The following is a 21059-nucleotide window of genomic DNA, read 5'->3' as shown; positions in this document are numbered from 1 at the left end:
AGAAAACTGGCCAGGATTGCGTGGGGCGTATTCAAGAGTGGCAAGGAATTCGACCCAGCCATGCTGAAGGTAGGCCAAGCCTGCTTCCAACAGGCTTGACCACGAACATAGGATCTCGGCTCTACAACAACCAAAGCCAACAGCAGTCGAGCAAGCTCGACTCTACAAAAGCCTGAGCAGTCGAGCATGGCTCGACTCTACACTTCCCTCACTTTGCCGAGACCCGCCAGACGACATCGCCTACGTCGTCGGCCACCAGCAGCGCGCCGTCGGCGTCCATCGCCATGCCTACCGGTGCGCCCATCAGGGTCTTTTCATCCTTGGAGGTGAAGCCGCTGACCACCGGTTCCGGTCGGCCGGTCGGCTTGCCATCCTTGAAAGCGACGTAGACCACTTCATAGCCGCTCAGCGGCGAGCGGTCCCAGCTGCCGTGTTCGCCGATGAACGCGCCGCCGTGGTACTTCGCCGGCAATGCCTGCGCGGTGTAGAACAGCAGGCCCAGCGGCGCCACATGCGAGCCGATGGCGTAGTCCGGCACGATGGCCTTGGCCACCAGGTCCGGCCGCTGCGGCTGCACGCGCTCATCCACATGCTGCCCGTAGTAGCTGTAGGGCCAGCCGTAGAAGCCGTCTTCCTTCACCGAGGTCAGGTAATCGGGCACCAGGTCGGCACCGATCTCGTCGCGCTCATTGGCGACCGCCCACAGCTTGCCGGTGCTCGGCTCCAGGTCCAGGCCCGTGGGGTTGCGGATGCCCGATGCGTAGATGCGGCTGCCACGGGTGGCTACGTCCACTTCCAGCACGACCGCGCGGCGGTACTCGACGGCCAGGCCGTTCTCGGTGATGTTGCTGTTGGAGCCCACGCCCACGTACAGCTTGCTGCCATCGGCGCTCGCGCGCAGATCCTTCGTCCAGTGGTGGTTGATGGTGCTGGGCAGGTCGGTGAACTCGCGACCCTTGTCGGTCATGCGGGTTTCGCCGGGCACGTAGTGGTACTGCATGATGTTGCCGGTGTTGGCCACGTACAGCGTGTCACCGATGAGCTGGATGCCGAACGGCGAGTGCAGGCCTTCGATGTAGACGTGCTGGGTCCAGGTATCGGTGCCCGGCGTGCGGCGCAGCAGGGTGACCCGGTTGCCGCCCTTGCCGGCCTTGCCCGAGCGTGCCTTCACCTTGCCGGCGATCCACTGCTTGGGCGTGGTGACCGGCTCTTCGCCGGGGCCGTTGCCTTCCACCACCAGCACATCGCCGTTGGGCAGGGTGAGCAGGCGGCGCGGATGCTGAAGGTTGGCGGCGATGCGTTCGATCTTCAGGCCGTCGGCCACGGTGGGCGCCTGGCCGTCGGCCCAGCCCACGCCCTTGGGCACCTGCATGGGTGGCATGAGGAAGTTGGCCGGCTTGGGCAGCGGCGGCTGCGCACCGGACTGGTCGGCCGGGTGGTATTCGGCCTTGCCGGCGCAGGCGGCGAGCATGACCGCCAGGGAGAGAATGCCCAGCGTGGGCAGGATGCGCTCAGCCATGACGACCTCCCTGCAGCACCGGGGCCTGCAGTGACAACAGAATGTAGCCGATCGCGATCAGGGCCACGGTCAGCGCGGACAGCACGGTGCCCGGCACCGCCACCGCATAGGCGTCGCGGCTGTGCACGAAGGCGTTCCAGATGGCCAGCACGATGGCCAGCAGATTCAGCACGAAGTCCACGCGGTCCATACCGGTGGCGGTGCCGTTGCGGCGCCACACCGCGAACAGATTGATCAGCCGCGGAATGATGGCGATCAGCAGGCCGAAGGTGATCATCCAGGCGGCGGACTTGCCCCACATCACCTCGGCGGTGTTGAGGTAGAGGATGTCGAAGATGAGGCCGGCCACGAAGAAGCCGAACGGTATCGGATTCAGCAGGCTGAAAAGCGTGGTGCCCAAGCCGCGATGGGCCTGGGCGACGGGGTTGACCATGGTCGTGCTCCGGGGGAGGAAGGGGTACACCGCCGTAGTAGCACAGCCGACGGGGAGGTCGCGCGATGATGGTCGATGGGGGTGCCGCCGGGCTTGGATGGATGTGCCGACCAACGGTCGGCACCGACCGGTAGATCCACACCATGCGTGGATGGGCCGCGTCCGCCGAGGCTCATGGCGCGGATGGATGTGCCGGCCAAGATTGCCACCTACCAGAGCGGGACCATGGCGGGCTCAGGCGCGGGTCGTTATTCCTTGCCGGAATAAGTGTTTGTGACGTGTTTTGCACATTCGGATATCCGCACGGGGAACAGGTAGGGGGTTCTTCGCTGTGTCGCGTTTGGCCTGTTGCGATCACCGGCTCGGCGCTGTGGGTGTCGGCCTTTGGCGGCGAGTACGGCCTGCAGGCGCAGTACGTCCCCGGCGTGGCGGCGCGCGCCTACGACCCGGCCATCGTCACCACCGACGTGACCGGGTGCGTGCAGGGCAGCAACAAGAACACCAACCGCGAGGACGCGCTGGACAGCAACCTGTCGGCCATCGACAGCACCTGCAACTACACCGCCAAGATGAACGGCACCTCGGCGTCGGCGCCGATGGTATCGGGCGTGGCGGCACTGGTGCTGGAAGCCAATCCGAACCTGTCCTATCGCGATGTGAAGTACATCCTGGCCACCACCGCCACCCGCAACCATCCGAACCAGCCGGCGGTGACGCTGGCCGACGGCCGCACTCTGGTGCCGGGGTGGACGGTGAATGCGGCCAACCGTGCCTATAGCAACTGGTACGGCTTTGGTGTGGTCAATGCTGCGCGTGCAGTGCAGGTCGCCGAGAACTTCCAGTCGCTGGGACCGCTGGTCGACAGCGGCTGGCGCACTACCACGCGCACCGTGGCCATCGGCAACACCTCGGCCGCCGCCGCACGCCTGACCTTCCAGTTGGACAATGGCGCGCGCAACATCGAAAGCGTGCAGCTGGGCTTCCGGGTCAACCACCGCAACACGCGCCAGCTGCAGTTCGTGCTGGTTTCGCCCAGCGGCACCCGCAGCGTGGTGCAACCGGCGTTCACCGCCATCGGTTCAGGCGTGCGCGGCTCGCAGAGCAGTTTCACCAGCTGGGACCTGCTGTCCAGCAATGCCTTCCTGGATGAGAATGCCAGCGGCACCTGGACGTTGGAAGTGACCGACATGGGGCAGGCCGCGACCGCAGCATCACGCGGCAACCTCGAATTCTTCAAGATCCGCGTTCTGGGGCACTGATGATGAAGACCACCATTCTGTTGAGCACGCTCGCCCTCGCGGCGATGACCTCCCCTGCCTGGGCACAGAGCTCGGGGCAGACCCCTCCAGCCAGGACCCTTTCGACCATGGATGCGCAGGAACTGAAGGCGTCCGCTACCGGCCGCTCGTTCGATGTGGGCGGCACGCGCTTCCAGCTGTCTCCCTCGACCACCGTGAAGCAGGCCAGCGGCGGTCGGTTCACGATCACCCCGCAGGTGGCGGCCACCAGTTCGCGGACCAAGCGTTCGCTGGATGGCGCAGCGGCGGCGCCTGCTGATGCCGGTGCCGGCAAGTTCGCGGCGGCGGTCTCCCGTGACGGGGCGCCGGTGGTGGCCACGTCGCGGGTCAAGGTGTTCTTCACCGATGCAGCATCGGCGCAGCGCGCGGCAACTGCCACCGGTGGCACCGTAGTGAAGGTGTCGAAGGCTTCGGGCCAGGCCATCGTGGAGTACCCGTCGGTGAACGCGGCGCTGGATGCGACCAGCCAGCTGCTGTCCACCGCCGGCATCCGCGCGACCGAGCCGGATGTGGTGCAGTGGGAAGAGACCAAGTGAAGCGTTGAGTGGTGCCCCCGGCCGGTTGGCTCTCCTGGCCGGCCGGGGATTGATAATGGGGGATGTGCCGACCAACGGTCGGCACCCACTGCGGTAGAGGTGGCGTCAGCGGGCGGCGAGCGAATCGCTGTGCTTGAGGCTGCAGTTGGCCAGCGCGTCGTTACCTGCCGCTGGATGGGCCGGTTCCAGCAGCAGGCGCTGCACGTCGGAGAAAAGCTTGTCCACCGGCATGCCGTAGGGCGCGAACAGGCGCAGGCGGCCCTGGCGGTCGAATACGTAGCCACCGGCGATGTGGCTCATGGTGTAGGTATCCGGTACCTGGCCGGGCTCTTTTTCGTAGAACGCCTTGAAGTCGCTGGCCATCGCCGCCAGCTGCGCTTCGTTGCCGACCAAGGCGATCGCCTTGGGATCGAAGGCTTCCACATAGGTACGCGCAACCTCCGGCGTATCACGCGCCGGGTCGACGCTGACGAACACCACCTGCAGCTCGTCGGCATCCTTGCCCATCAGGTGCTTCACCTGGCTCAGCTCTACCATGGTGGTCGGGCACACGTCCGGGCAACTGGTGAAGCCGAAGAACAGGTAGGTCACCTGGTTCTGCAGATCCTTCGGGCCACGCACGGTGCCGTGGCTGTCGGGCATTGACCAGTGCTGGCCAAGCTCTTCGCAGGCAATGTCCTTGGCGTTGAAGTCCATGCGCGACTGCGCGCTGCAGCCGACCAGCAGGCCGAGCAGCAGGCCGAGCAGCAGACCTGCGGCCAGGCGCAGGCCACGATGGGGAAATGCAATGCCTTTCACGGGTCTCAAGGCTCAGTTGATCATCATGTGGTAGTGCATGCTCCAGATGATCCAGACCGACAACGCGACGACGATGAACAGGATCACCAGGGTGAACACGAAGCTGGCCAGGTTCCAGCCGCCTTCGGACTTGCGGTCCATGTGCAGGAAGTAGACCAGCTGCACCAGGATCTGCGCCACCGCGAAGCCGACCAGCAGGAACAGCGTGAGCGGCCGCGACAGCACCGGGTTCATCACCAGTGCGAACGGCACCACCGTCAGCAGCGCGCACAGCACGAAGCCGATCAGGTAGGACGTGGTGGAACCGTGCGCATTGCCGGCGCGCGAGGTTTCGACGTGGGCCATGTCAGAAAGCTCCGATCAGGTAGACAAAGGTGAAGACGCAGATCCACACCAGGTCCAGGAAGTGCCAGAACAGGCTCAGGCACGAGACGCGGGTGATGTTGGTCGGGGTCAGGCCACGGCGGTAGACTTGGTGCATCACCACCGCCATCCAGATCAGGCCGCTGGCCACGTGCAGGCCATGGGTGGCGACCAGTGCGAAGAACGCCGACAGGTAGGCGCTGGTGCTGGGGCCTGCACCTTCATGGATCAGGTGCGAGAACTCGTAGATCTCCATGCCGATGAACGAGGCACCGAGCACGAAGGTCACACCCAGCCAGCGCAGCACGGCGGCCTTGTCCAGCCGGTGCATGGCCAGCACGGCCTGGCCATAGGTGATGCTGGACACCAGCAGCAGGAAGGTCTCGGCCATCACGAACGGCAGCGAGAACAGCTCCTTGCCGGTCGGGCCGCCGGCGTAGGCGGTGCTGAGCACCGCGTACGAGGCGAACAGCGAACCGAACAGCACCAGGTCGGACATGAGGTAGACCCACATGCCGAACACCTTCATGCCGCCCTGCTCATGGCTGTGGTCGTGTGCGTGGTGGTCCTCGTGCGCCTGCGTGTCGCTGGCCAGCTCCGGGCGGGTCAACAGGTTCATGCGCGTACCTCCTTCAGCTTGGCAAGGCTGGCCGCTTCGGTGCGCGCCACCTCTTCGGAACTGACGTAGTAGTCCACGTCCTCGTCGTAGGACCGTACGATCAGGGTGACGATCATCGCGATGAAGCTGGCCGCGGCCATCCACCAGATGTGCCAGACCAGGGCGAAGCACAGCACCAGGATCCAGATGTTGAGGACCAGCGGCACGCCGGTGTTCTTCGGCATGTGGATCGGCGCGTACTTCTTCGGCGGTGGCGGCAGGCCACGCTTCTTCGCTTCATGGAAGGCGTCCAGCTCATCGGCCTTGGGCACCACGGCGAAGTTGTAGAACGGCGGCGGCGAGGGCGTGGCCCATTCCAGCGTGCGTGCGTTCCAGGGGTCGCCGGTCAGGTCCAGGTTGCGCTTGCGGTCGCGCACGCTCACGTAGATCTGCACCAGCATCAGGATGATGCCGGCGAACACGAACAGCGCACCGATGAAGGCGGCGATCAGGTACGGCGTCCACGCCGGGTTGTCGTACTGGTTCATGCGGCGGGTCATGCCCATGAAGCCGAGCATGTACAGCGGCATGAAGGCCAGGTAGAAGCCGATCACCCAGCAGGCGAACGACCACTTGCCCAGGCGTTCGTTGAGGGTGAAGCCGAACACCTTCGGGAACCAGTAGGCGAAGCCGGCCAGGTAGCCGAACAGCGCGCCGCCGATGATGGTGTTGTGGAAGTGGGCAACCAGGAACAGGCTGTTGTGCAGCAGGAAGTCCGCGCCCGGGATGGCCAGCAGCACACCGGTCATGCCACCGATGGTGAAAGTGACCAGGAAGGCGAGGGTCCACAGCATCGGCACGCTGAACTCGACGCGGCCTCCGTACATGGTGAACAGCCAGGTGAAGATCTTCACCCCGGTGGGGATGGCGATGATCATCGTCATGATGCCGAAGAAGGCATTGACGCTGGCACCGGAGCCCATGGTGAAGAAGTGGTGCAGCCAGACGATGAACGACAGGATGCCGATCGCCAGCGTGGCGCCGACCATCGACTTGTAGCCGAACAGCTTCTTGCGCGCGAACGTGGCGGTCACCTCAGAGAAGATGCCGAACGCCGGCAGCACCAGGATGTACACCTCCGGATGGCCCCAGGCCCACACCAGGTTCACGTACATCATCGGGTTGCCACCCAATGTGTTGGTGTAGAAGTTGAAGTCCAGGTAGCGGTCCAGGGTGAGCGCACCCAGCGCCACGGTCAGGATCGGGAAGGCGGCGATGATGATCACGCTGGTGACCAGCACGGTCCAGGTGAACACCGGCATCTTCATCAGGGTCATGCCCGGCGCACGCATGCGCAGGATGGTGATGAACAGGTTGACGCCGGTCAGCAGCGTGCCGACACCGGACGCCTGCAACGCCCAGATGTAGTAATCGACACCCACGCCGGGGCTGAACTCGATGCCCGACAGCGGCGGATAGGCGACCCAGCCGGTCATGGCGAATTCGCCAACGCCCAGCGAGATCATCATCAGCGCTGCGCCGACCACGAAGATCCAGAAACTGAAGGCGTTGAGGAACGGGAATGCCATGTCGCGCGCGCCGATCTGCAGCGGCACGATGATGTTCATCAGGCCGACCACGAACGGCGTGGCCACGAAGAAGATCATGATCACGCCATGGGCGGTGAAGATCTGGTCGTAGTGCTCCGGTGGCAGGAAGCCGTCACTGCCCGGCCCAGCCGCTGCCAGCTGCGCGCGCATCATCAGCGCATCGGCAAAGCCACGCACCAGCATGACCAGCGCCACCACCACATACATGATGCCGATCTTCTTGTGGTCCACGGTGGTGAACCAGTCACGCCACAACGGCCCCCACAGCTTGAAGTACGTCACTGCGCCAAGCAGCGCCAGGCCACCCAGCACCATGGCCGCCAACGTGACCACCACGATCGGCTCGTGCAGTGGCACGGCCTCCCACGTCAATTTACCCAACATGTTCATTACTCCTGGGAAACCTGGGCACCGCCGGCAGCACCCGCCGGGGTTGCAGCAGCAGTGTTCTCACCGACGCCGATGAACTGGTCGATGACCTTCTTGAACAACAGCGGTTCAACACTGGAGAAGTGCTGCACCGGCGCATTCTTTGTCGGTGCGGCCAGCGCCTTGAACCGGGCGAAGCTGAGTGCATCCGGCGCACTGCGCACCTCGGCTACCCAGCGCTCGAAGTCTTCGTTGCTGCTGGCGGTGGCGATGAACTTCATGTTCGAGAAGCCATGCCCGCTGTAGTTGCCGGACATGCCACGGAACTGGCCGGGCTCGTTGGCGATCAGGTGCAGCTGCGTGCGCATGCCGGCCATCGCGTAGATCTGCCCACCCAGCTGCGGGATGAAGAAGGTATTCATCGTCGAGTTGGAGGTGATGTTGAATGCCAGCGGGCGGTTGGCCGGGAAGTTGAGCTGGTTGACCGTGGCGATGCCCAGGTCCGGGTACACGAACACCCACTTCCAGTCGGTGGCGATCACGTCCACGTGCAGCGGTTCGCCGGCCACATCCAGCGGCTTGTACGGGTCCAGTTCGTGGGTCGACTTCCACACGATCATTGCCAGCACCGCGATGATGACCAGCGGCACGCCCCAGACCACGATCTCCACCTTGGTGGAGTGCGACCAGTCAGGCATGTACTTCGCTTTGGTGTTGCCGGCGCGGAAGCGCCAGGCGAACACGAAGGTCAGCACGATGGCCGGTATCACCACGATCAACATCAGGCCGATGCAGATCAGGATCAGGTCGCGCTGGGCGAGCCCGACCATGCCCTTCGAATCCAGCAGCACCCAGTCACAGCCCGACAGGCCGACGGAGGCCAGGGCGACCAGCGCCAGGCGGATGCGGTTCCAGCAGATATTCATTGGAGGTCAACCCTGTTGAAGAAGCGCGCTTGACCGGCTCGCCTGCGCGCAGCGCCCGGGCGTGGAGCGGCTACACTGTGGGTACGAGGTCGCCTACAAGAAGGTGAACCACCCCAATCAAGCCCATACAAGATACATCATTGTATGGACTTGTGCATGTGCACGTATGGAAACAACTGCCCGATGACGCCACCTGCCGCCGGCCGCCGCCTGAAACACCCCAATCGCACCTGGGTCCGCCCCTTCCGCGAGGGCGCCGGCCCGCTGTACCTGCAGATTGCCCAGCAGGTGCGCGAGGCAGTGGATGACGGCGTGCTGCGCCCCGGCGACCGGCTGCCGCCGCAGCGTGATCTGGCCCAGCAGGTGGGCGTGGACCTGACCACGGTCACCCGTGCCTTCGCCGAGCTGCGCCAGGCCGGCCTGTTGGATGCGCAGGGAGCCGGTGGCACCTTCATCGCGCTGTCGGCCGGCAACCGCAGCACCTCGGTGGACCTGAGCATGAACATCCCGCCGCTGCTGGGCAGCGCGCCGTTCGCACAGGGCATGGAGGCCGGCTTCCAGCACGTGGGCCAGCAGCTGGGCCAGGGCGAACTGATGAGCTACCACGTCGGCGCCGGCACCCGCGAGGACCGGGCGGCGGCCGTGCACTGGCTGGCGCCGATGCTGGGCACGGTCGGTGCCGAGCAGGTGGTGATCTGCCCGGGCGCGCAGACCGCGTTGTGTGCGCTGATCCTGGCCCGCACCCAGCCGGGCGAGCTGATCGCCGTCGAACAGCTGACCTACCCGGGCCTGCTGGCGGCCGCGCGCGTGCTGCAGCGGGGCGTGGTGCCGGTGGCGATGGACGCCGAAGGCATGCTGCCCGACGCCTTGGAAGAAGCCTGCCAGCTACGCCGTCCGCGCCTGCTGTACCTGGTGCCGACCATCCAGAATCCGACCACGGCGACGATGTCGGCACAGCGCCGGCAGGCCCTGCTGGCGGTGGCGAAGCGGCACGATCTGACCGTGATCGAAGACGATCCCTACTGGTTGCTGGCCGGTGACGCCGCGCCACCGCTGGCCGCCCACCGCGACGCCGGCTGCCCGGTCTACTACATCTCCACCCTGTCCAAGTGCCTGGCGCCGGGCCTGCGCACCGCCTACCTGGTGGTGCCGGCCGGCGAGCCGATGGAACCGGTGCTGGATGCGCTGCGCGCAATCGCGCTGATGCCGACCCAGTCGATGGTGGCGGTGGCGTCGCAGTGGATCCGCAGCGGCCAGGCCCAGGACATGGTGCAGCGCTTCCAGCAGGAACTGCGCGAGCGCCAGGCGATTGCCGCGCAGTACCTGCCGTCCCGCGCCCAGGCGCATCCGGCTGGCCTGCATGTGTGGCTGCCGCTGCCGCCACGGCTGGACCAGTACCGGCTGATCCAGGCCGCGCAGGAACAGGGCCTGGGCATCGCCAGCTCGGATGCCTTCAGCGTGGAAGAGCCGCCATCGGGCAACGCGATCCGCCTGTCGCTGGGCGGCGCAGTCGACCAGGGCGCGCTGGCCGGGGCGCTGGCCAAGCTGAACGAGATCCTGTCTGAAGCCCCCGAGGCCCGGCACAACGCCATCGTCTGAACCGGACGCATGGTTTGAATCCATACAAGATGATATTTTGTATGCAATGTATGGATGAAGGGACGTGCATCAATGCGCGCCGGGAAACTGAAGTTCCACCTGGTAATGGCCGGGTGCGGTGGCTTTGTGCTGTTGATGCTGGCCGCGCTGGCCTGGGTCTGCCTGCAGCCGCAGACCATGGATGTGCAGGCCGCCGAACGCCATGCCATCGAGCAGTGCGTGCAACGCAGCGAGGATCCGTCGCGTAGCGAGATCCAGCGTCGCGCGCAGGCCGACTCCTGCCGCGAGATGCGCAAGCAGTACGTGCACAAGTTCGGCCAGGAAGATTCCTGATGGGCGCAGCCGCGCCGCGTCGCCGCTGGCTGCTGCCGACAATGATCGCCCTCGCCTGCCTGTTCATGGCCGGCGTGGCGACTGCGCTGTGGCAGTACTTCGGCTACAGCGCACAGTCCACATTCACCGAACAGGCCATCGTGTTCGATGACTCGCAGTTGCGCCTGCCGGCCGATCTAGCCGGTGATACCGGCCGCATCCGCGTGGTGCACTTCTGGGACCCGGCGTGTGCAGTCTGCAACCGCGAGACCGGTGCGCACCTGAGCTACCTGATCAGCATGTACCGCCGCGCCGGCATCGACTTCTATGCGATCCGTCGCCCGGGTACTCAGGGCGAACTGCCCGAGCCGCTGCGCAACAAGGTGATCAACCTGCCGACCATCGACGGCATCGAACACATTCCGGCCAGCCCCGCCGTAGCCATCTGGGATCGCAAGGGCCACCTCGCCTATGCCGGGCCGTACAGCATCGGCATGGTCTGCAATTCGGCCAACAGCTTTGTCGAACCGCTGCTGGACAGACTGGTGCGCGGTGAGACCGTGCACCCGAAAGGACTGCTTGCCGTGGGCTGTTACTGCCCGTGGCGGGCCCAGCGCTGAGGACGCGCAATGACTTCCCCGATGGCGGCGCGGGTGGCCGTTACAAACAGTAACGGCGGTCGCCTGTCCCAACCGACCGATGGTTGTGGGCAGGCTCCCGCCGTTGGAAGCAACGATACGCCCCGACATGCTCCGTACATGCCGCGACCCGATGTCGCAGCCCGCTCATGGGTGCAGGACGTACTCGCGCATAACGGGCCGATCTATCTGCGCATCGTCAATTCGCTGGAACGCACGGTGCGTCGCGGCGGGCTTGCACCCGGCCACCGCCTGCCTTCACAGCGCGCGTTGGCGCAGCAGCTCGGCGTCGACCTGACTACAGTCACCCGTGCCTTCGATGAAGCACGCAAGCGCGGCCTGATCGAGGCGCGCGGTCCGCAAGGCAGTTTCATCGCACCCCCAAAGGCCGGCTTCGACCAGAGGGTGGACCTGAGCATGAACCTGCCACCAGTGCCCGATGCCGATGGGCTGGCCGAGATGCTGCGCCGGGGTGCGGCGGCAGTGCTTACGCGCAGCAATGCTCCGAACCTGATGACCTACCACCTGGGCGGCGGCAATCCGACCGATCGCCACGCGGCGGTGCGCTGGATGCAGCCCATGCTCGGTGCGGTGCACGATGCCTGCCTGGTGCTGACCGAAGGCGCGCAGGTGGCGTTGGCGGCGATCCTGGTCAGCCAAGGCCGCGATGGCGATGCAATCCTGTGCGACACGCTGGTCTACCCGGGCCTGCTGCAGGCCGCAGCTGCACTGGGCCGGCGTCTGCTGCCGGTGGACAGCGATGAACACGGCATGTGCCCGGAGGCACTGGCCCGGCAGGCACGCGACAGCGGCTCACGGCTGGTCTATCTCAACCCTACCTGCCAGAACCCGACCGCGCTGACCCTCCCGCTGCAGCGGCGCCAGGCGCTGGCCCGTGTGCTGGAGCGCGAAGACCTGCTGGCGCTCGAGGATGACCCGTACTGGCACCTCGCTGAGGATGCACCGACGCCATTGGCAGCGCTGGCCCCGGACCATGTGTTCTACATCGCCACGCTGTCGAAGGTGATCAGCCCTGGCCTGCGTACCGCCTTCGTGCACTGCCCGAGTGCCGCACATGCCGAGGCGATGACGGCCGCGCTGCGGGCAACGCGGTTGATGGGCCACCCACTGGTGTCGGCGCTGGCAAGCCAGCTGCTGCTGGATGGCTCGGCGCAGGCACTGCTGGCGCAAGTACGCAGCGAAGCGCGCGAGCGCACGCGGATGGCACGATATCTGCTGGCGCCTTCGTTGCTGGTGCGTGCTGAGGGGCTGCACGCGTGGTGCCGGGTGCCATCGCCGTGGACCGATGCCGCACTCGTACGCACGGCACAGCTGCAGGGTCTTGCAATTGCACCGTCATCAGCGTTTTGCCCGCCGAGCGTGGTGCATCAGCAGGGTGTGCGGCTTTCATTGGGGCTGGCGACGGATCGCCGGCAGCTGGAGAGTGCGCTGCGGCGGATCGACCGGTTGCTGTTGTCGGACGCGTTGCCGGCGATCGAGCGGTAGCGTGAGAGCACCACGCGTGGCGTGGATCCAGTCGTCGGATTTCGCCCAGTAGATCCACGCCATGCGTGGATGTGCCGACCAACGGTCGGCACCCACGGTAGCGCCGGGCCATGCCCGGCGACACGCCTCAGGCCAACGCGGCCAGCGCTTCCACCAGCGCATCCATCTGCTGCGGCCGGGTGAACACCGACGGCGTAACCCGCACGCAGGCGCCCGATTCCAGGCCATCGCGGTGCGTGGTGAACACGCGGTGCTCATCCAGCAGCCGCTTCTGCAGGGCCATGTTGTCGGCCCCGCTGGTGCGCCCGCGCAGGCGGAAGCTGGCCAGTGCGCTGGCCAATGCCGGGTCCGGCGAGGCCAGCACTTCCAGGTGCGCCATCTGCCGCGCAGGCACCGTCCAGCGCTCGCGCAGATAGCGCAGGCGCGCCTGCTTGTTGGCCGCACCGATGCGCTGGTGCAGGGCAATCGCTTCGGGCAACGCCAGGTACGCTGCGAAGTTCACCGTGCCGGTGTGCACGCGGCTGCCGACACGGCCATCGTCGGTCTCGCCCATGTAAGGGTCGAGGTCAGCCACGCGGCCCTTGCGCACGTACATCGCGCCCACGCCCACCGGCGCGCCGATCCACTTGTGCAGGTTGATGCCGACGAAATCGGCCTTCAGGTCCGGCACGGCGAAGGCGATCTGGCCGAAACCATGGGCGGCATCCACGATCACATCGATACCGCGTGCACGCGCACGTTCGGCAATCTCGGCCACCGGCAGCACCAGGCCATGGCGGTGGCTGACCTGGGTCAGCAGCACCAGCTTCAGCTTCGGCAGCCGCGCGAAGGCGGCATCGTAGGCCTGCAGTATCTGCGCGCGGTCGGGCACGGCCGGCAGGGCGATGCGCTCCACCTGTACGCCGCGGCGCTGCTGCAGCCAGCGCATGGCGCCGATCATGCTGTCGTAGTCCACGTCGGCGTACAGCACCTGGTCGCCCGGTGCGAGGCGGTTGTAGCCGCCGATCAGGGCCAGCATCGCCTCGGTGGCACCGCGGGTCAGCGCGATCTCGTCGGCGCCCACGCCCAGCATGTCGGCCACCTGGCGGTGCACGGCCGTGTACTCGGCGGGGAACGTATGGCGCCCGTACCAGGCGTTGCCGCGGTTCACCTCGGCGCTGTGCCGCTGGTAGCTGGCCAGGGTTTCGCGCCCCATCGCGCCCCAGTAGCCGTTCTCCAGGTGGTTCACTTCATCGGTGATATCGAAGTGGCTGGCCACGGCGGCCCAGTAGCCTTCATCGCGGGCCAGCACGTCCGGCGCCACGGTCGTTGCAGGAATTTCCATGGCCGCAGGGTAGCGCGGCTGCATGAGCCTGCGCGGTGAAGACGCACACCGCAGGAATCCGATCAGGTACCTCGCCGCTTCGGCAGTCTTGGCCACGGCAGGAACAGTGCGATGGCAAGGACAAGGAGGAACGGGGTCGTCAGGAGAGCGGCGTAATCGCTGCCGAAGGCCCACAAGTCAATGAATACACGCTCCTGCCCTGGAAGATTCACCAGGACCACCGTCAGCGCGGCAATGGAGGGCACCGGCAGGGCCACATGCTGCGCCAACAGCAGCGTGGGCGACAACAGGGCGAGCTGCAGCGCAAACAGGGCCCTGAATACCCAGCGGTTCCCCTGCCAGCGACGAGCGCGGCGCCACAGCAGCGGCAGCAGGATCAGCGGCAGCACAGACAGCGCGATGCAGGCAACCCAAAGTCCCGTCATGCCGCCCTGCCCACGCGCCTGCAGAGAGAGGAGATCTTTTTCACGATGTGCATCCTTGCGTCTTGAGGTAATTTCATTTTCATCTCAACCGGCAGGGGAGGGAAGCCCAGAAGGCGCAAGAACTGCTAAACACCGTCTGCGGTCTTCCGCTACGCTCCCATGCATGCAACCGGGGGATGCAATGAGCGCGGCAAGCCAGGCACTATGGTACATCGAGACGCACGCCGCGTTGCCGCTGGCGTTGGCTGATATCGCAGCAGCTGCTGGCGTTTCGCCCTTCCATCTGTCGCGCCTGTTCCAGGCACGCACCGGCATCTCGGTCGTGCGCTACCTGCGCGGGCGGCGCCTGACCACCGCGGCCCAGCAACTGGTCTCCAGTGCGACGGACATCCTGCCGGTCGCCCTGGAAGCCGGCTATTCCACCCATGCGGCATTCACCCGCGCGTTCTGCGAGCAGTTCGGGCAGACCCCCGAGCGGGTGCGCGACAACGGCCTGGACGGTCTACCACTGGTACACGCCCTGCGGCTGGACGATGCGCCCTCCCCCTGCACCGAAGCACCACGCCTGCTGGACGCGCCTGCGCTGGATCTGGCGGGCATTGGCCAACGCCATGGGCGCGAGGGCAGCGGGGCCATCCCCAGCCAATGGGCACGACTGAACCGTGCGTGGCCATCGCCCGTGCCGGTCAGTTTTGGCGTGTGCTGCAACCACGACGACGGCGGCTTCGACTACATTGCCGCGCTTCCGGCCAGCGCGCTGCCATCCGTGCCAGCGGGCTGGCAGCGCGTGCGGGTGCCGGCGCAGCGCTACCTGGTGGCGTGGCACGGCGGGCACATCTCAGCCATCCGCTCAACGTGGTTCTGGCTGCTGGACACCTACCTGCCCTCGGCCGGGCTGGATCTGGCCAACGCCTCCGAACTGGAGCGCTACGACGCGCGCTTCGATGAGCACAGCGGCCATGGCGGCATGGAGATCTGGCTGCCGGTCACCGAACGATCCCACTGAAAGGACACAGGCAATGCAGATGAGGGGAATGCTGTTGGCGTTGTTGTGCAGCGTTTTCTCGCCGGCCACGCTGGCGCAGGAATGGAAGGCGGGTGAACAGCACGGCAGGACCGCGCTGCCCAGTGCACGGGTGCGTGATGCTCAGCAACGCGACACGCTGCGCTTCACGGTGTGGTACCCCGCACCCGCATCCAGCAACGAGACACCGCTGACCATTGGCGCGCCGGATGCCCCGTTGTTTGACGTGGGCAGATCGGCCATCGACGCGCCCATCGCCGGTGATCGGCTGCCCACGCTGCTGCTTTCGCATGGCAACGGCGGCAGCGCGCGGATGATGGGATGGCTGGGCACGGCACTGGCACGCGCAGGCTATATGGTCATTGCGGTGGACCACCCCGGCAACAACGGTGCCGACGAACTGACGCTGGCCGGCAGCATGCTGACCTGGTTGCGCGCTGACGATCTACAGGCCGCGTTGGCAGCGGTGCGGGCGGATCCTCGCCTGGGCCAGCATGTGGACGCACAGCGCCTGGGCGTCGTCGGCTTCTCGGCCGGGGGTTACACCGCCCTGCTTGCCGCCGGTGCGCGGCCCGAGCTGCAGCGTCTGTTGGATTTCTGCAATGGCCATCCGGATGACGGCGTGTGCCGTCCGCAGGAGGAAGCCCCGACGCATACGCTGCAGGCGCGGCAGCAAGCAGCTGCATTCCCGCAGCTGCAGCCGTACATGGCGGCGGCTGATCAGTCGCGCGCGATCAGCGGCGTGCGTGCCGTCTATCTGCTGGCGCCGGCCATCGTGCAGGCGTTCCCGCCCGCGCAGCTGCAGGCGCTGCGGCAACCGGTATCCGTTGTGCTTGGCGATGACGATGCAGTGGCTCCGCCGGCCACCAACGGCGAGATACTGGCGGCGCAGGTACCCGGCGCGACGCTGCTGCGCCTTGCGGGCGTGGGTCACTATGATTTTCTGGCCACGTGTACGCCGCTGGGCGAACAGAGGATTGGGCCGTTGTGCAGTGGCATGGTTCCCCGCGCGCGCACCCACCGCGAGGTTGAAGCGGAGGCCGCTGCGTTCTTCGGCCGAGCGCTGAAGTAGAAGCGAGCTTGCTCCACTGAGCGGCGTGCGGGAGAGCGTGCCAACCAAGGTTGGCACCTACCAGGGCGGTAGCAGTCCCGTGCAGTAGAATCAAAGCGTCGCGCACGCAAGGAGACCGCATCATGCGCCTGCTACACCTCACCCTGCCGGTGTCCGATGTGGGTACCGTCGCCGCCTGGTTCCAGGACGTGCTGCAGTTGCGCGTGGTCGGCCACCACGTGCACATCGGCTGGAGCACGATCGAGCTGCAACCTGCCGATGGTCGGGCGCTGGGCGGCGTGCACCTGGCCTTCAACGTGCCGGACAACCGCTTTGCGGAAGCCATGGCATGGCTGCGCGAGCGCGTGCCGCTGCAGCGCAATCCCGAAGGCATCGACTACTTCGCGCTGGAGAGCAACTGGCAGTCGCAGTCGGTGTATTTCACCGGGCCGGATGGATTGATCCTGGAACTGATCGGCCGCAAGCGCCTGCCGGCCAGCACGCATAGCGGCGCGTTCCACGGCAGTGCGCTGACCTGCCTGAGTGAAGTGGGCTTGCCGAGTGCGGACGTGGACGCGGTGCGTGCGGAGGCCAGCGCGCGTTTCGGATTGCAGCCGATCAGTCCACCGTCGCCGCAGTTCGCGCCGATGGGCGATGACGAAGGCTTGTTGATCGTGGTGGCCGCGGATCGCCGCTGGTTCCCCGAGCAGAAGGACCTGCCCAACGCGCAAGGCCTGTTGCTGCGCGTGGGTGATGTGCAGGGCAGCGGCGAGCTGGCCGACGCCGCACAGGGCTGGCGGGTGGTCGCGTAAATTCGCGGTCCACGGTAGCGCCGGGCCATGCCCGGCGGACGCCGTCCCGGCGCGGTGGAACTGTGTCAACCAAGGTTGACACCTACCAGCTGCCCGAAGCGCCACTACCGCCACCGCCGCCCTTGGCCATCAACAGGATCCAGCCGGCGGAAGCCACAAATCTGGCCACCGATGACAGTACGGTACCGGATAGCCTGGTGCGTGCAGCCTGCTCGGCCGCCGCATCGGCAAACCAGCTGCGGTCGTCGGCATGCAGCGTCTGCGCGCTGAGCGTACCGGTGGAGAGCAACAGCACGCTTGCGGTGATCGATCGCATCCTGCGGGTGTTCATGACAACGTCCTCTGTAGAGTCGAGCCATGCTCGACTGGATTCTTCTGTGGTCGAGCAAGCTCGACGCTACGGCAGGGTCAGATCGATTCGTCTTCACGTTTGACCAGCTGCCAGCACGGCCTGCGGGCGAAGGTATAGGTCTGCTGGTCGCTGGTGTCTGGGGTACGCATCTGCACCCGCATCTGGCCATCGGCCAAGGGGGTGACCTGCATCTCGCGGCCGCGACTCTTGAGCGTGGCCGGGTCCGGCATCACCGGCCACTCGACCTCGGCCAGCGCGACGGTGCGTTCAACCGTGGCCGGTTCGGGCTCGGCACCGGCATCGATGTAGCTGTCCAGCAGCGGATCGGCCGTGGCCGCTTCCTGCAGGGCGATCTCATGACCGAAGTGCGCGAGGAAATCCTCGAAGACCGGGTGGGGGCATTGCGTGCCGGCGTCTGCGGAGGCAGCAACCGGCGCGGCCGGAGCACTGGCGGTGGCAGCCGTGCTGGTCGGGGCCGGCGCCGGCGCCGCAGCTTCGGCCGGTGCTGCCTGTGGCGCGGGCGTGCAGGCCGACAGCGCCAGGCCGAGGGCAAGTGCCAGGGCGGCGTACTGAAGCTGGTTCAAGGGATCCTCCTGATTCCGGGTCGGTCGCGCCGGTGCCTGGCGCGGGGCAGGCAAGCATAGCCACGGCCGGGTTAACTGCGCTTCCACATCCGTGGCCCGGATCCGCCGCGCGCGGCGGGGGTAGACTAGCGCGCTCCCGCCCGACCCTGGTTTCCCATGCGCACCTTCCTGCTGGTCATCGGCCTGCTGCTCTCCCCTGTCTCGACCGCGCTCGCCGCAGGCGTGCAGGTGCGCGAGGGCGACCTGCTGTTCGTCACCGCCGGGCACAGCGGCCTGAGTGCGGCCATCGACGATGCCACTGCCACGCAGGGCGCAACCAGCTTCGACCACGTGGCCCTGGTGGCTGCCGGTGCGCACGGCTGGCAGGTGCTGCATGCCGATGAACAGGGCTCGCGGCAGCAGACGCTGCTGGACTTCCAGCGCGACGCGCGCGGCAAGCAGCGGCAGATCGTCGTGTACCGGCTGCGTGCGGCACCGGCCGGTGCAATCACCGATGCGGTTGCCAAGGCACGCACGATGCTGGGCAAGCCGTACAACACCGCCTACGTGTTGAACGAGGACAGCTACTACTGCTCGGATTTCATCGAGCGTGCCTTCCGCGCGCACCATGTGTTCGCGCTGCAGCCGATGAATTTCCGCAACCCGCAGACCGGAGAGATCGCCCAGCATTGGGTGGACCTTTACCGTGGCATGGGCATGGACGTGCCGCAGAGCCTGCCCGGCACCAACCCCAACGACATGGCCGCCAGCGCGGTGCTGGAACGGGTCGGCCTGCTTTAAAAAACGAAGCCCCGCACGGGGCGGGGCTTCAGTATTCAGACCTGGCGGGGGCCGGGCTCATTCTTCTTCGTCGTTGCCGCCCTGCTGCTGGTTGCGCTTCTGCTGCTGGTCCTGCTTCTGCTGGTCCTGCTGCTGTTGCTGCTGCTGGTCACGACCCTGCTGCTGATCCTGCTGGTTCTGCTGACCCTTCTGGTTCTGCTGATTCTGCTGGTTCTGCTGTGCCATGTCCGTATCTCCGAAGCCACGCGCGGAATGCGGTGGACGGGGCCATCGTCTGCAGCCGAAGGTTAACCATGCGTTGCAACCCAGCTAGGCTGGCGTGCACGCGCCCGAAAAAACACCGCGCGGCCCTTGCCGCACAGGCCCCTGAAGGATTCATGCGGCGTATGCATGTGCTCATGCCTGCACGGCAACAGCCGCATTCAGCGGCCTTGGCCCGTGTGACGCGCGCATGACGGCCTCATCCCAAGGTCCCATTTGCAGCCGCACGCGGCACCGCTATCGTCAGGCGGACACCCGCCGGAGACGCGCATGGCCCCGCAGACCGCAGCACGCCCTTCCTACGATGAAGCCCGCGATCGTTTCGATACCGCGCAGTGGCAGGCCCGGTTCCAGGGGCGCCTGGACGAAGGCCTCAATGCCTGCGTGGAGTGCTGCGACCGCTACTGCGGCAGTGATCGGCTGGCCCTGCGCTGGATCGACGCACGGGGTGCGCTGCATCTGTACAGCTTCGATGACCTGCGCGATGCCGCCGCCCGCGCCGCACAGGTGCTGCGTGCCGCCGGGGTCGGCCCCGGCGATGTGGTGGCCGGCCTGCTGCCGCGCACGCCCGACCTGCTGGCCACCATCCTCGGCACCTGGCGCCTGGGCGCGGTCTACCAGCCGCTGTTCACCGCGTTCGGCCCCAAGGCCATCGAAAGCCGCCTGAAGACCGGCCACACCCGCGTGGTGGTGACCGACAGTGCGCACCGCGGCAAGCTGGACGAACTGGATGCCTGCCCGCAGGTGGCTACCGTGCTGACACCCGGCCAGGCACTCCGGGACGGTGACATCGACTGGCGCGCCGCCACCGCGGCCGCAGCGCCCATGCTGGAGCCCGTGCTGCTGCCCGGCGATGCGCTGATGGCCCTGCTCTCGACCTCCGGCACCACCGGCAGCCCCAAGGGCGTGCCCGTGCCGCTGCGCGCGATGATGGCCTTTGCCAGCTACATGGAACTGGCCGTGGACCTGCGCGCCGACGACGTGTTCTGGAACATCGCCGATCCCGGCTGGGCCTACGGCCTGTACTACGCGGTGATCGGACCGCTGCTGCTTGGCCATGCCACCACCTTCAGCGAAGCCGGCTTCAGCGTGCACGGCCTGAACACGATCATCGGCCAGCTGGGGGTGACCAACCTGGCCGGTTCGCCCACCGCGTACCGGCAGATCATCGCTGCCGGCCCCGCCGCCAGTGCCGGCATCAAGGGCCAGCTGCGCGTGGTCAGCAGCGCCGGCGAACCGCTGAACCCGGAGATCGCCCGCTGGTTTGCCGAACACCTGCAGACCACGGTGCTGGACCACTACGGGCAGACCGAGACCGGCATGGTGGTCAACAACCACCACGCGCTGGCGCACAGCGTGCGTCCGGGGTCGTCGGGCTTTGCGATGCCCGGCTACTGCGTGGCGGTGCTGGACGACCAGGGCAACGAGCTGCCACCGCGCACGCCCGGCATCCTTGCGGTGGACCTGAAGCAATCACCGATCATGTGGTTCACCGGCTACTACCAGGCGGAAACGCCGGCCATTGCCGATGGCTACTACCGCACCGGCGACTCGGTGGAATGCGAGGACGACGGCTCGATCAGTTTCATCGGCCGCTCCGATGACCTCATCACCTCCTCCGGCTACCGCATCGGCCCGTTCGACGTGGAGAGTGCGCTGATGGAGCATCCGTCCGTGGCCGAAGCCGCGGTAATCGGCGTGCCCGATCCGGAGCGGACCGAGATCGTCAAAGCGTTCGTGATCCTGCGTGACGGGTTCGAGGGCAGCGACGCGCTGGCGCACGAACTGCAGCAGCACGTGCGCCATCGGCTGTCCGCGCACGCCTACCCGCGCCAGGTGGAGTTCGTGGTGCAGGTGCCGAAGACACCCAGCGGCAAGGTGCAGCGGTTTTTGCTGCGCAAGGCGGAGATCGAGAAGCAGGCGGCAGGCTGATGTAGAGCC

22 protein-coding genes and 2 pseudogenes are annotated in these 21059 nt (G+C 66.5%); 12 read left to right on the top strand and 12 right to left on the bottom strand.

Features of this window, described 5'->3' with window-relative positions:
- Nucleotides 1-99 (top strand): annotated as a pseudogene (locus FJU31_RS19600) (IS110 family transposase); the annotation flags it as partial.
- Between the two features lie 109 nt (nucleotides 100-208).
- Here the strand turns inward: FJU31_RS19600 and FJU31_RS05525 are convergent.
- Nucleotides 209-1519: a PQQ-dependent sugar dehydrogenase gene (locus FJU31_RS05525; RefSeq protein WP_150453844.1), complete on the bottom strand. Its 1311-nt coding sequence runs from the start codon at nucleotides 1517-1519 to the stop codon at nucleotides 209-211.
- On the bottom strand, nucleotides 1512-1952 hold the full coding sequence (locus FJU31_RS05520; protein WP_150453843.1) for a DUF2231 domain-containing protein: 441 nt from the start codon (nucleotides 1950-1952) through the stop codon (nucleotides 1512-1514). The genes FJU31_RS05525 and FJU31_RS05520 overlap by 8 nt, the downstream gene beginning before the upstream one ends.
- Nucleotides 1953-2308: 356 nt before the next feature.
- Between FJU31_RS05520 and FJU31_RS05515 the strand changes: the two are divergent.
- Both FJU31_RS05515 and FJU31_RS05510 read left to right on the top strand, forming a co-directional pair.
- A pseudogene (locus FJU31_RS05515) lies at nucleotides 2309-3211 on the top strand (proprotein convertase P-domain-containing protein); the annotation flags it as partial.
- Nucleotides 3211-3786, top strand: coding sequence for a DNA breaking-rejoining protein (locus FJU31_RS05510; RefSeq protein ID WP_150453842.1), 576 nt, complete (start codon nucleotides 3211-3213; stop codon nucleotides 3784-3786). The pseudogene FJU31_RS05515 and the gene FJU31_RS05510, both read left to right, overlap by 1 nt.
- A gap of 105 nt (nucleotides 3787-3891) precedes the next feature.
- On the opposite strand, the gene FJU31_RS05505 is transcribed toward FJU31_RS05510, so the two are convergent.
- Genes FJU31_RS05505 through cyoA form a run of 5 tightly spaced genes read right to left on the bottom strand, consistent with a single transcriptional unit; the run spans nucleotide 3892 to nucleotide 8450 of the window.
- Nucleotides 3892-4584 carry an SCO family protein gene (locus tag FJU31_RS05505; protein WP_150453841.1) on the bottom strand — a complete coding sequence of 231 codons (693 nt, stop codon included), beginning with the start codon at nucleotides 4582-4584 and terminating at the stop codon, nucleotides 3892-3894.
- 12 nt (nucleotides 4585-4596) lie between these two features.
- On the bottom strand, nucleotides 4597-4929 hold the full coding sequence (gene cyoD / locus FJU31_RS05500; RefSeq protein ID WP_008268101.1) for a cytochrome o ubiquinol oxidase subunit IV: 333 nt from the start codon (nucleotides 4927-4929) through the stop codon (nucleotides 4597-4599).
- Between the two features lies 1 nt (nucleotide 4930).
- On the bottom strand, nucleotides 4931-5566 hold the full coding sequence (cyoC, locus tag FJU31_RS05495) for a cytochrome o ubiquinol oxidase subunit III (RefSeq protein ID WP_150453840.1): 636 nt from the start codon (nucleotides 5564-5566) through the stop codon (nucleotides 4931-4933).
- Nucleotides 5563-7539, bottom strand: coding sequence for a cytochrome o ubiquinol oxidase subunit I (gene cyoB / locus FJU31_RS05490; protein WP_150453839.1), 1977 nt, complete (start codon nucleotides 7537-7539; stop codon nucleotides 5563-5565). The genes cyoC and cyoB overlap by 4 nt, the downstream gene beginning before the upstream one ends.
- A 5-nt stretch (nucleotides 7540-7544) precedes the next feature.
- Nucleotides 7545-8450 (bottom strand): ubiquinol oxidase subunit II, encoded by a 906-nt coding sequence (gene cyoA, locus FJU31_RS05485; protein ID WP_150453838.1) that lies wholly within the window; start codon nucleotides 8448-8450, stop codon nucleotides 7545-7547.
- 183 nt (nucleotides 8451-8633) lie between these two features.
- Between cyoA and FJU31_RS05480 the strand changes: the two genes are divergently transcribed.
- From FJU31_RS05480 to FJU31_RS05465, 4 genes are read left to right on the top strand one after another with little or no spacing between them, the layout of a single operon-like run.
- Nucleotides 8634-10049, top strand: a complete 1416-nt coding sequence (locus FJU31_RS05480) for an aminotransferase-like domain-containing protein (RefSeq protein ID WP_150453837.1) — start codon at nucleotides 8634-8636, stop codon at nucleotides 10047-10049.
- A 54-nt stretch (nucleotides 10050-10103) separates the two neighbouring features.
- Nucleotides 10104-10382 carry a hypothetical protein gene (locus FJU31_RS05475; RefSeq protein ID WP_246161218.1) on the top strand — a complete coding sequence of 93 codons (279 nt, stop codon included), beginning with the start codon at nucleotides 10104-10106 and terminating at the stop codon, nucleotides 10380-10382.
- A complete protein-coding gene (locus FJU31_RS05470) occupies nucleotides 10382-10981 on the top strand; it encodes a DUF6436 domain-containing protein (RefSeq protein WP_150453836.1) in 600 nt (199 codons plus the stop codon). Before FJU31_RS05475 ends, FJU31_RS05470 begins: the two co-directional genes overlap by 1 nt.
- A gap of 9 nt (nucleotides 10982-10990) precedes the next feature.
- Nucleotides 10991-12505: an aminotransferase-like domain-containing protein gene (locus FJU31_RS05465; protein WP_150453835.1), complete on the top strand. Its 1515-nt coding sequence runs from the start codon at nucleotides 10991-10993 to the stop codon at nucleotides 12503-12505.
- A 127-nt stretch (nucleotides 12506-12632) separates the two neighbouring features.
- Here FJU31_RS05465 and FJU31_RS05460 read toward each other — a convergent pair whose 3' ends face one another.
- Nucleotides 12633-13853, bottom strand: coding sequence for an aminotransferase class V-fold PLP-dependent enzyme (locus FJU31_RS05460; protein ID WP_150453834.1), 1221 nt, complete (start codon nucleotides 13851-13853; stop codon nucleotides 12633-12635).
- A 38-nt stretch (nucleotides 13854-13891) separates the two neighbouring features.
- On the bottom strand, nucleotides 13892-14254 hold the full coding sequence (locus FJU31_RS05455) for a hypothetical protein (RefSeq protein ID WP_150453833.1): 363 nt from the start codon (nucleotides 14252-14254) through the stop codon (nucleotides 13892-13894).
- Between the two features lie 181 nt (nucleotides 14255-14435).
- Between FJU31_RS05455 and FJU31_RS05450 the strand changes: the two genes are divergently transcribed.
- The 3 genes from FJU31_RS05450 (at nucleotide 14436) to FJU31_RS05440 (ending at nucleotide 17141) form a co-directional block, all read left to right on the top strand.
- A complete protein-coding gene (locus FJU31_RS05450) occupies nucleotides 14436-15260 on the top strand; it encodes an AraC family transcriptional regulator (RefSeq protein WP_150453832.1) in 825 nt (274 codons plus the stop codon).
- 13 nt (nucleotides 15261-15273) lie between these two features.
- Nucleotides 15274-16350, top strand: coding sequence for an alpha/beta hydrolase family protein (locus FJU31_RS05445; protein ID WP_150453831.1), 1077 nt, complete (start codon nucleotides 15274-15276; stop codon nucleotides 16348-16350).
- Nucleotides 16351-16472: 122 nt separating this feature from the next.
- Complete coding sequence (locus FJU31_RS05440) at nucleotides 16473-17141, top strand: VOC family protein (protein ID WP_150453830.1); 669 nt, start codon at nucleotides 16473-16475, stop codon at nucleotides 17139-17141.
- 82 nt (nucleotides 17142-17223) lie between these two features.
- Here FJU31_RS05440 and FJU31_RS05435 read toward each other — a convergent pair whose 3' ends face one another.
- Entirely contained in the window at nucleotides 17224-17472 is a 249-nt protein-coding gene (locus FJU31_RS05435) for a hypothetical protein (RefSeq protein ID WP_150453829.1), read from the bottom strand.
- 77 nt (nucleotides 17473-17549) lie between these two features.
- The gene (locus FJU31_RS05430) at nucleotides 17550-18077 is read right to left on the bottom strand and encodes a hypothetical protein (protein ID WP_150453828.1); all 528 of its coding nucleotides are present in this window, start codon (nucleotides 18075-18077) and stop codon (nucleotides 17550-17552) included.
- Between the two features lie 156 nt (nucleotides 18078-18233).
- Here FJU31_RS05430 and FJU31_RS05425 point away from each other — a divergent pair, with 156 nt between their 5' ends.
- A complete protein-coding gene (locus tag FJU31_RS05425; protein ID WP_150453827.1) occupies nucleotides 18234-18857 on the top strand; it encodes a YiiX/YebB-like N1pC/P60 family cysteine hydrolase in 624 nt (207 codons plus the stop codon).
- Nucleotides 18858-18914: 57 nt separating this feature from the next.
- Here the strand turns inward: FJU31_RS05425 and FJU31_RS19275 are convergent, their stop codons facing one another.
- Nucleotides 18915-19082, bottom strand: coding sequence for a hypothetical protein (locus tag FJU31_RS19275; protein WP_188115457.1), 168 nt, complete (start codon nucleotides 19080-19082; stop codon nucleotides 18915-18917).
- 306 nt (nucleotides 19083-19388) lie between these two features.
- Between FJU31_RS19275 and FJU31_RS05420 the strand changes: the two genes are divergently transcribed.
- Nucleotides 19389-21050 carry an AMP-binding protein gene (locus FJU31_RS05420; RefSeq protein WP_150453826.1) on the top strand — a complete coding sequence of 554 codons (1662 nt, stop codon included), beginning with the start codon at nucleotides 19389-19391 and terminating at the stop codon, nucleotides 21048-21050.
- The last annotated feature ends 9 nt before the right edge of the window (nucleotides 21051-21059 follow it).

Origin of the sequence: Stenotrophomonas cyclobalanopsidis (assembly GCF_008710035.1) — a bacterium.
GTDB classification, from domain to species: Bacteria; Pseudomonadota; Gammaproteobacteria; order Xanthomonadales; family Xanthomonadaceae; genus Stenotrophomonas; species Stenotrophomonas cyclobalanopsidis.
This window is presented reverse-complemented; position numbering and strand designations above follow the sequence as displayed.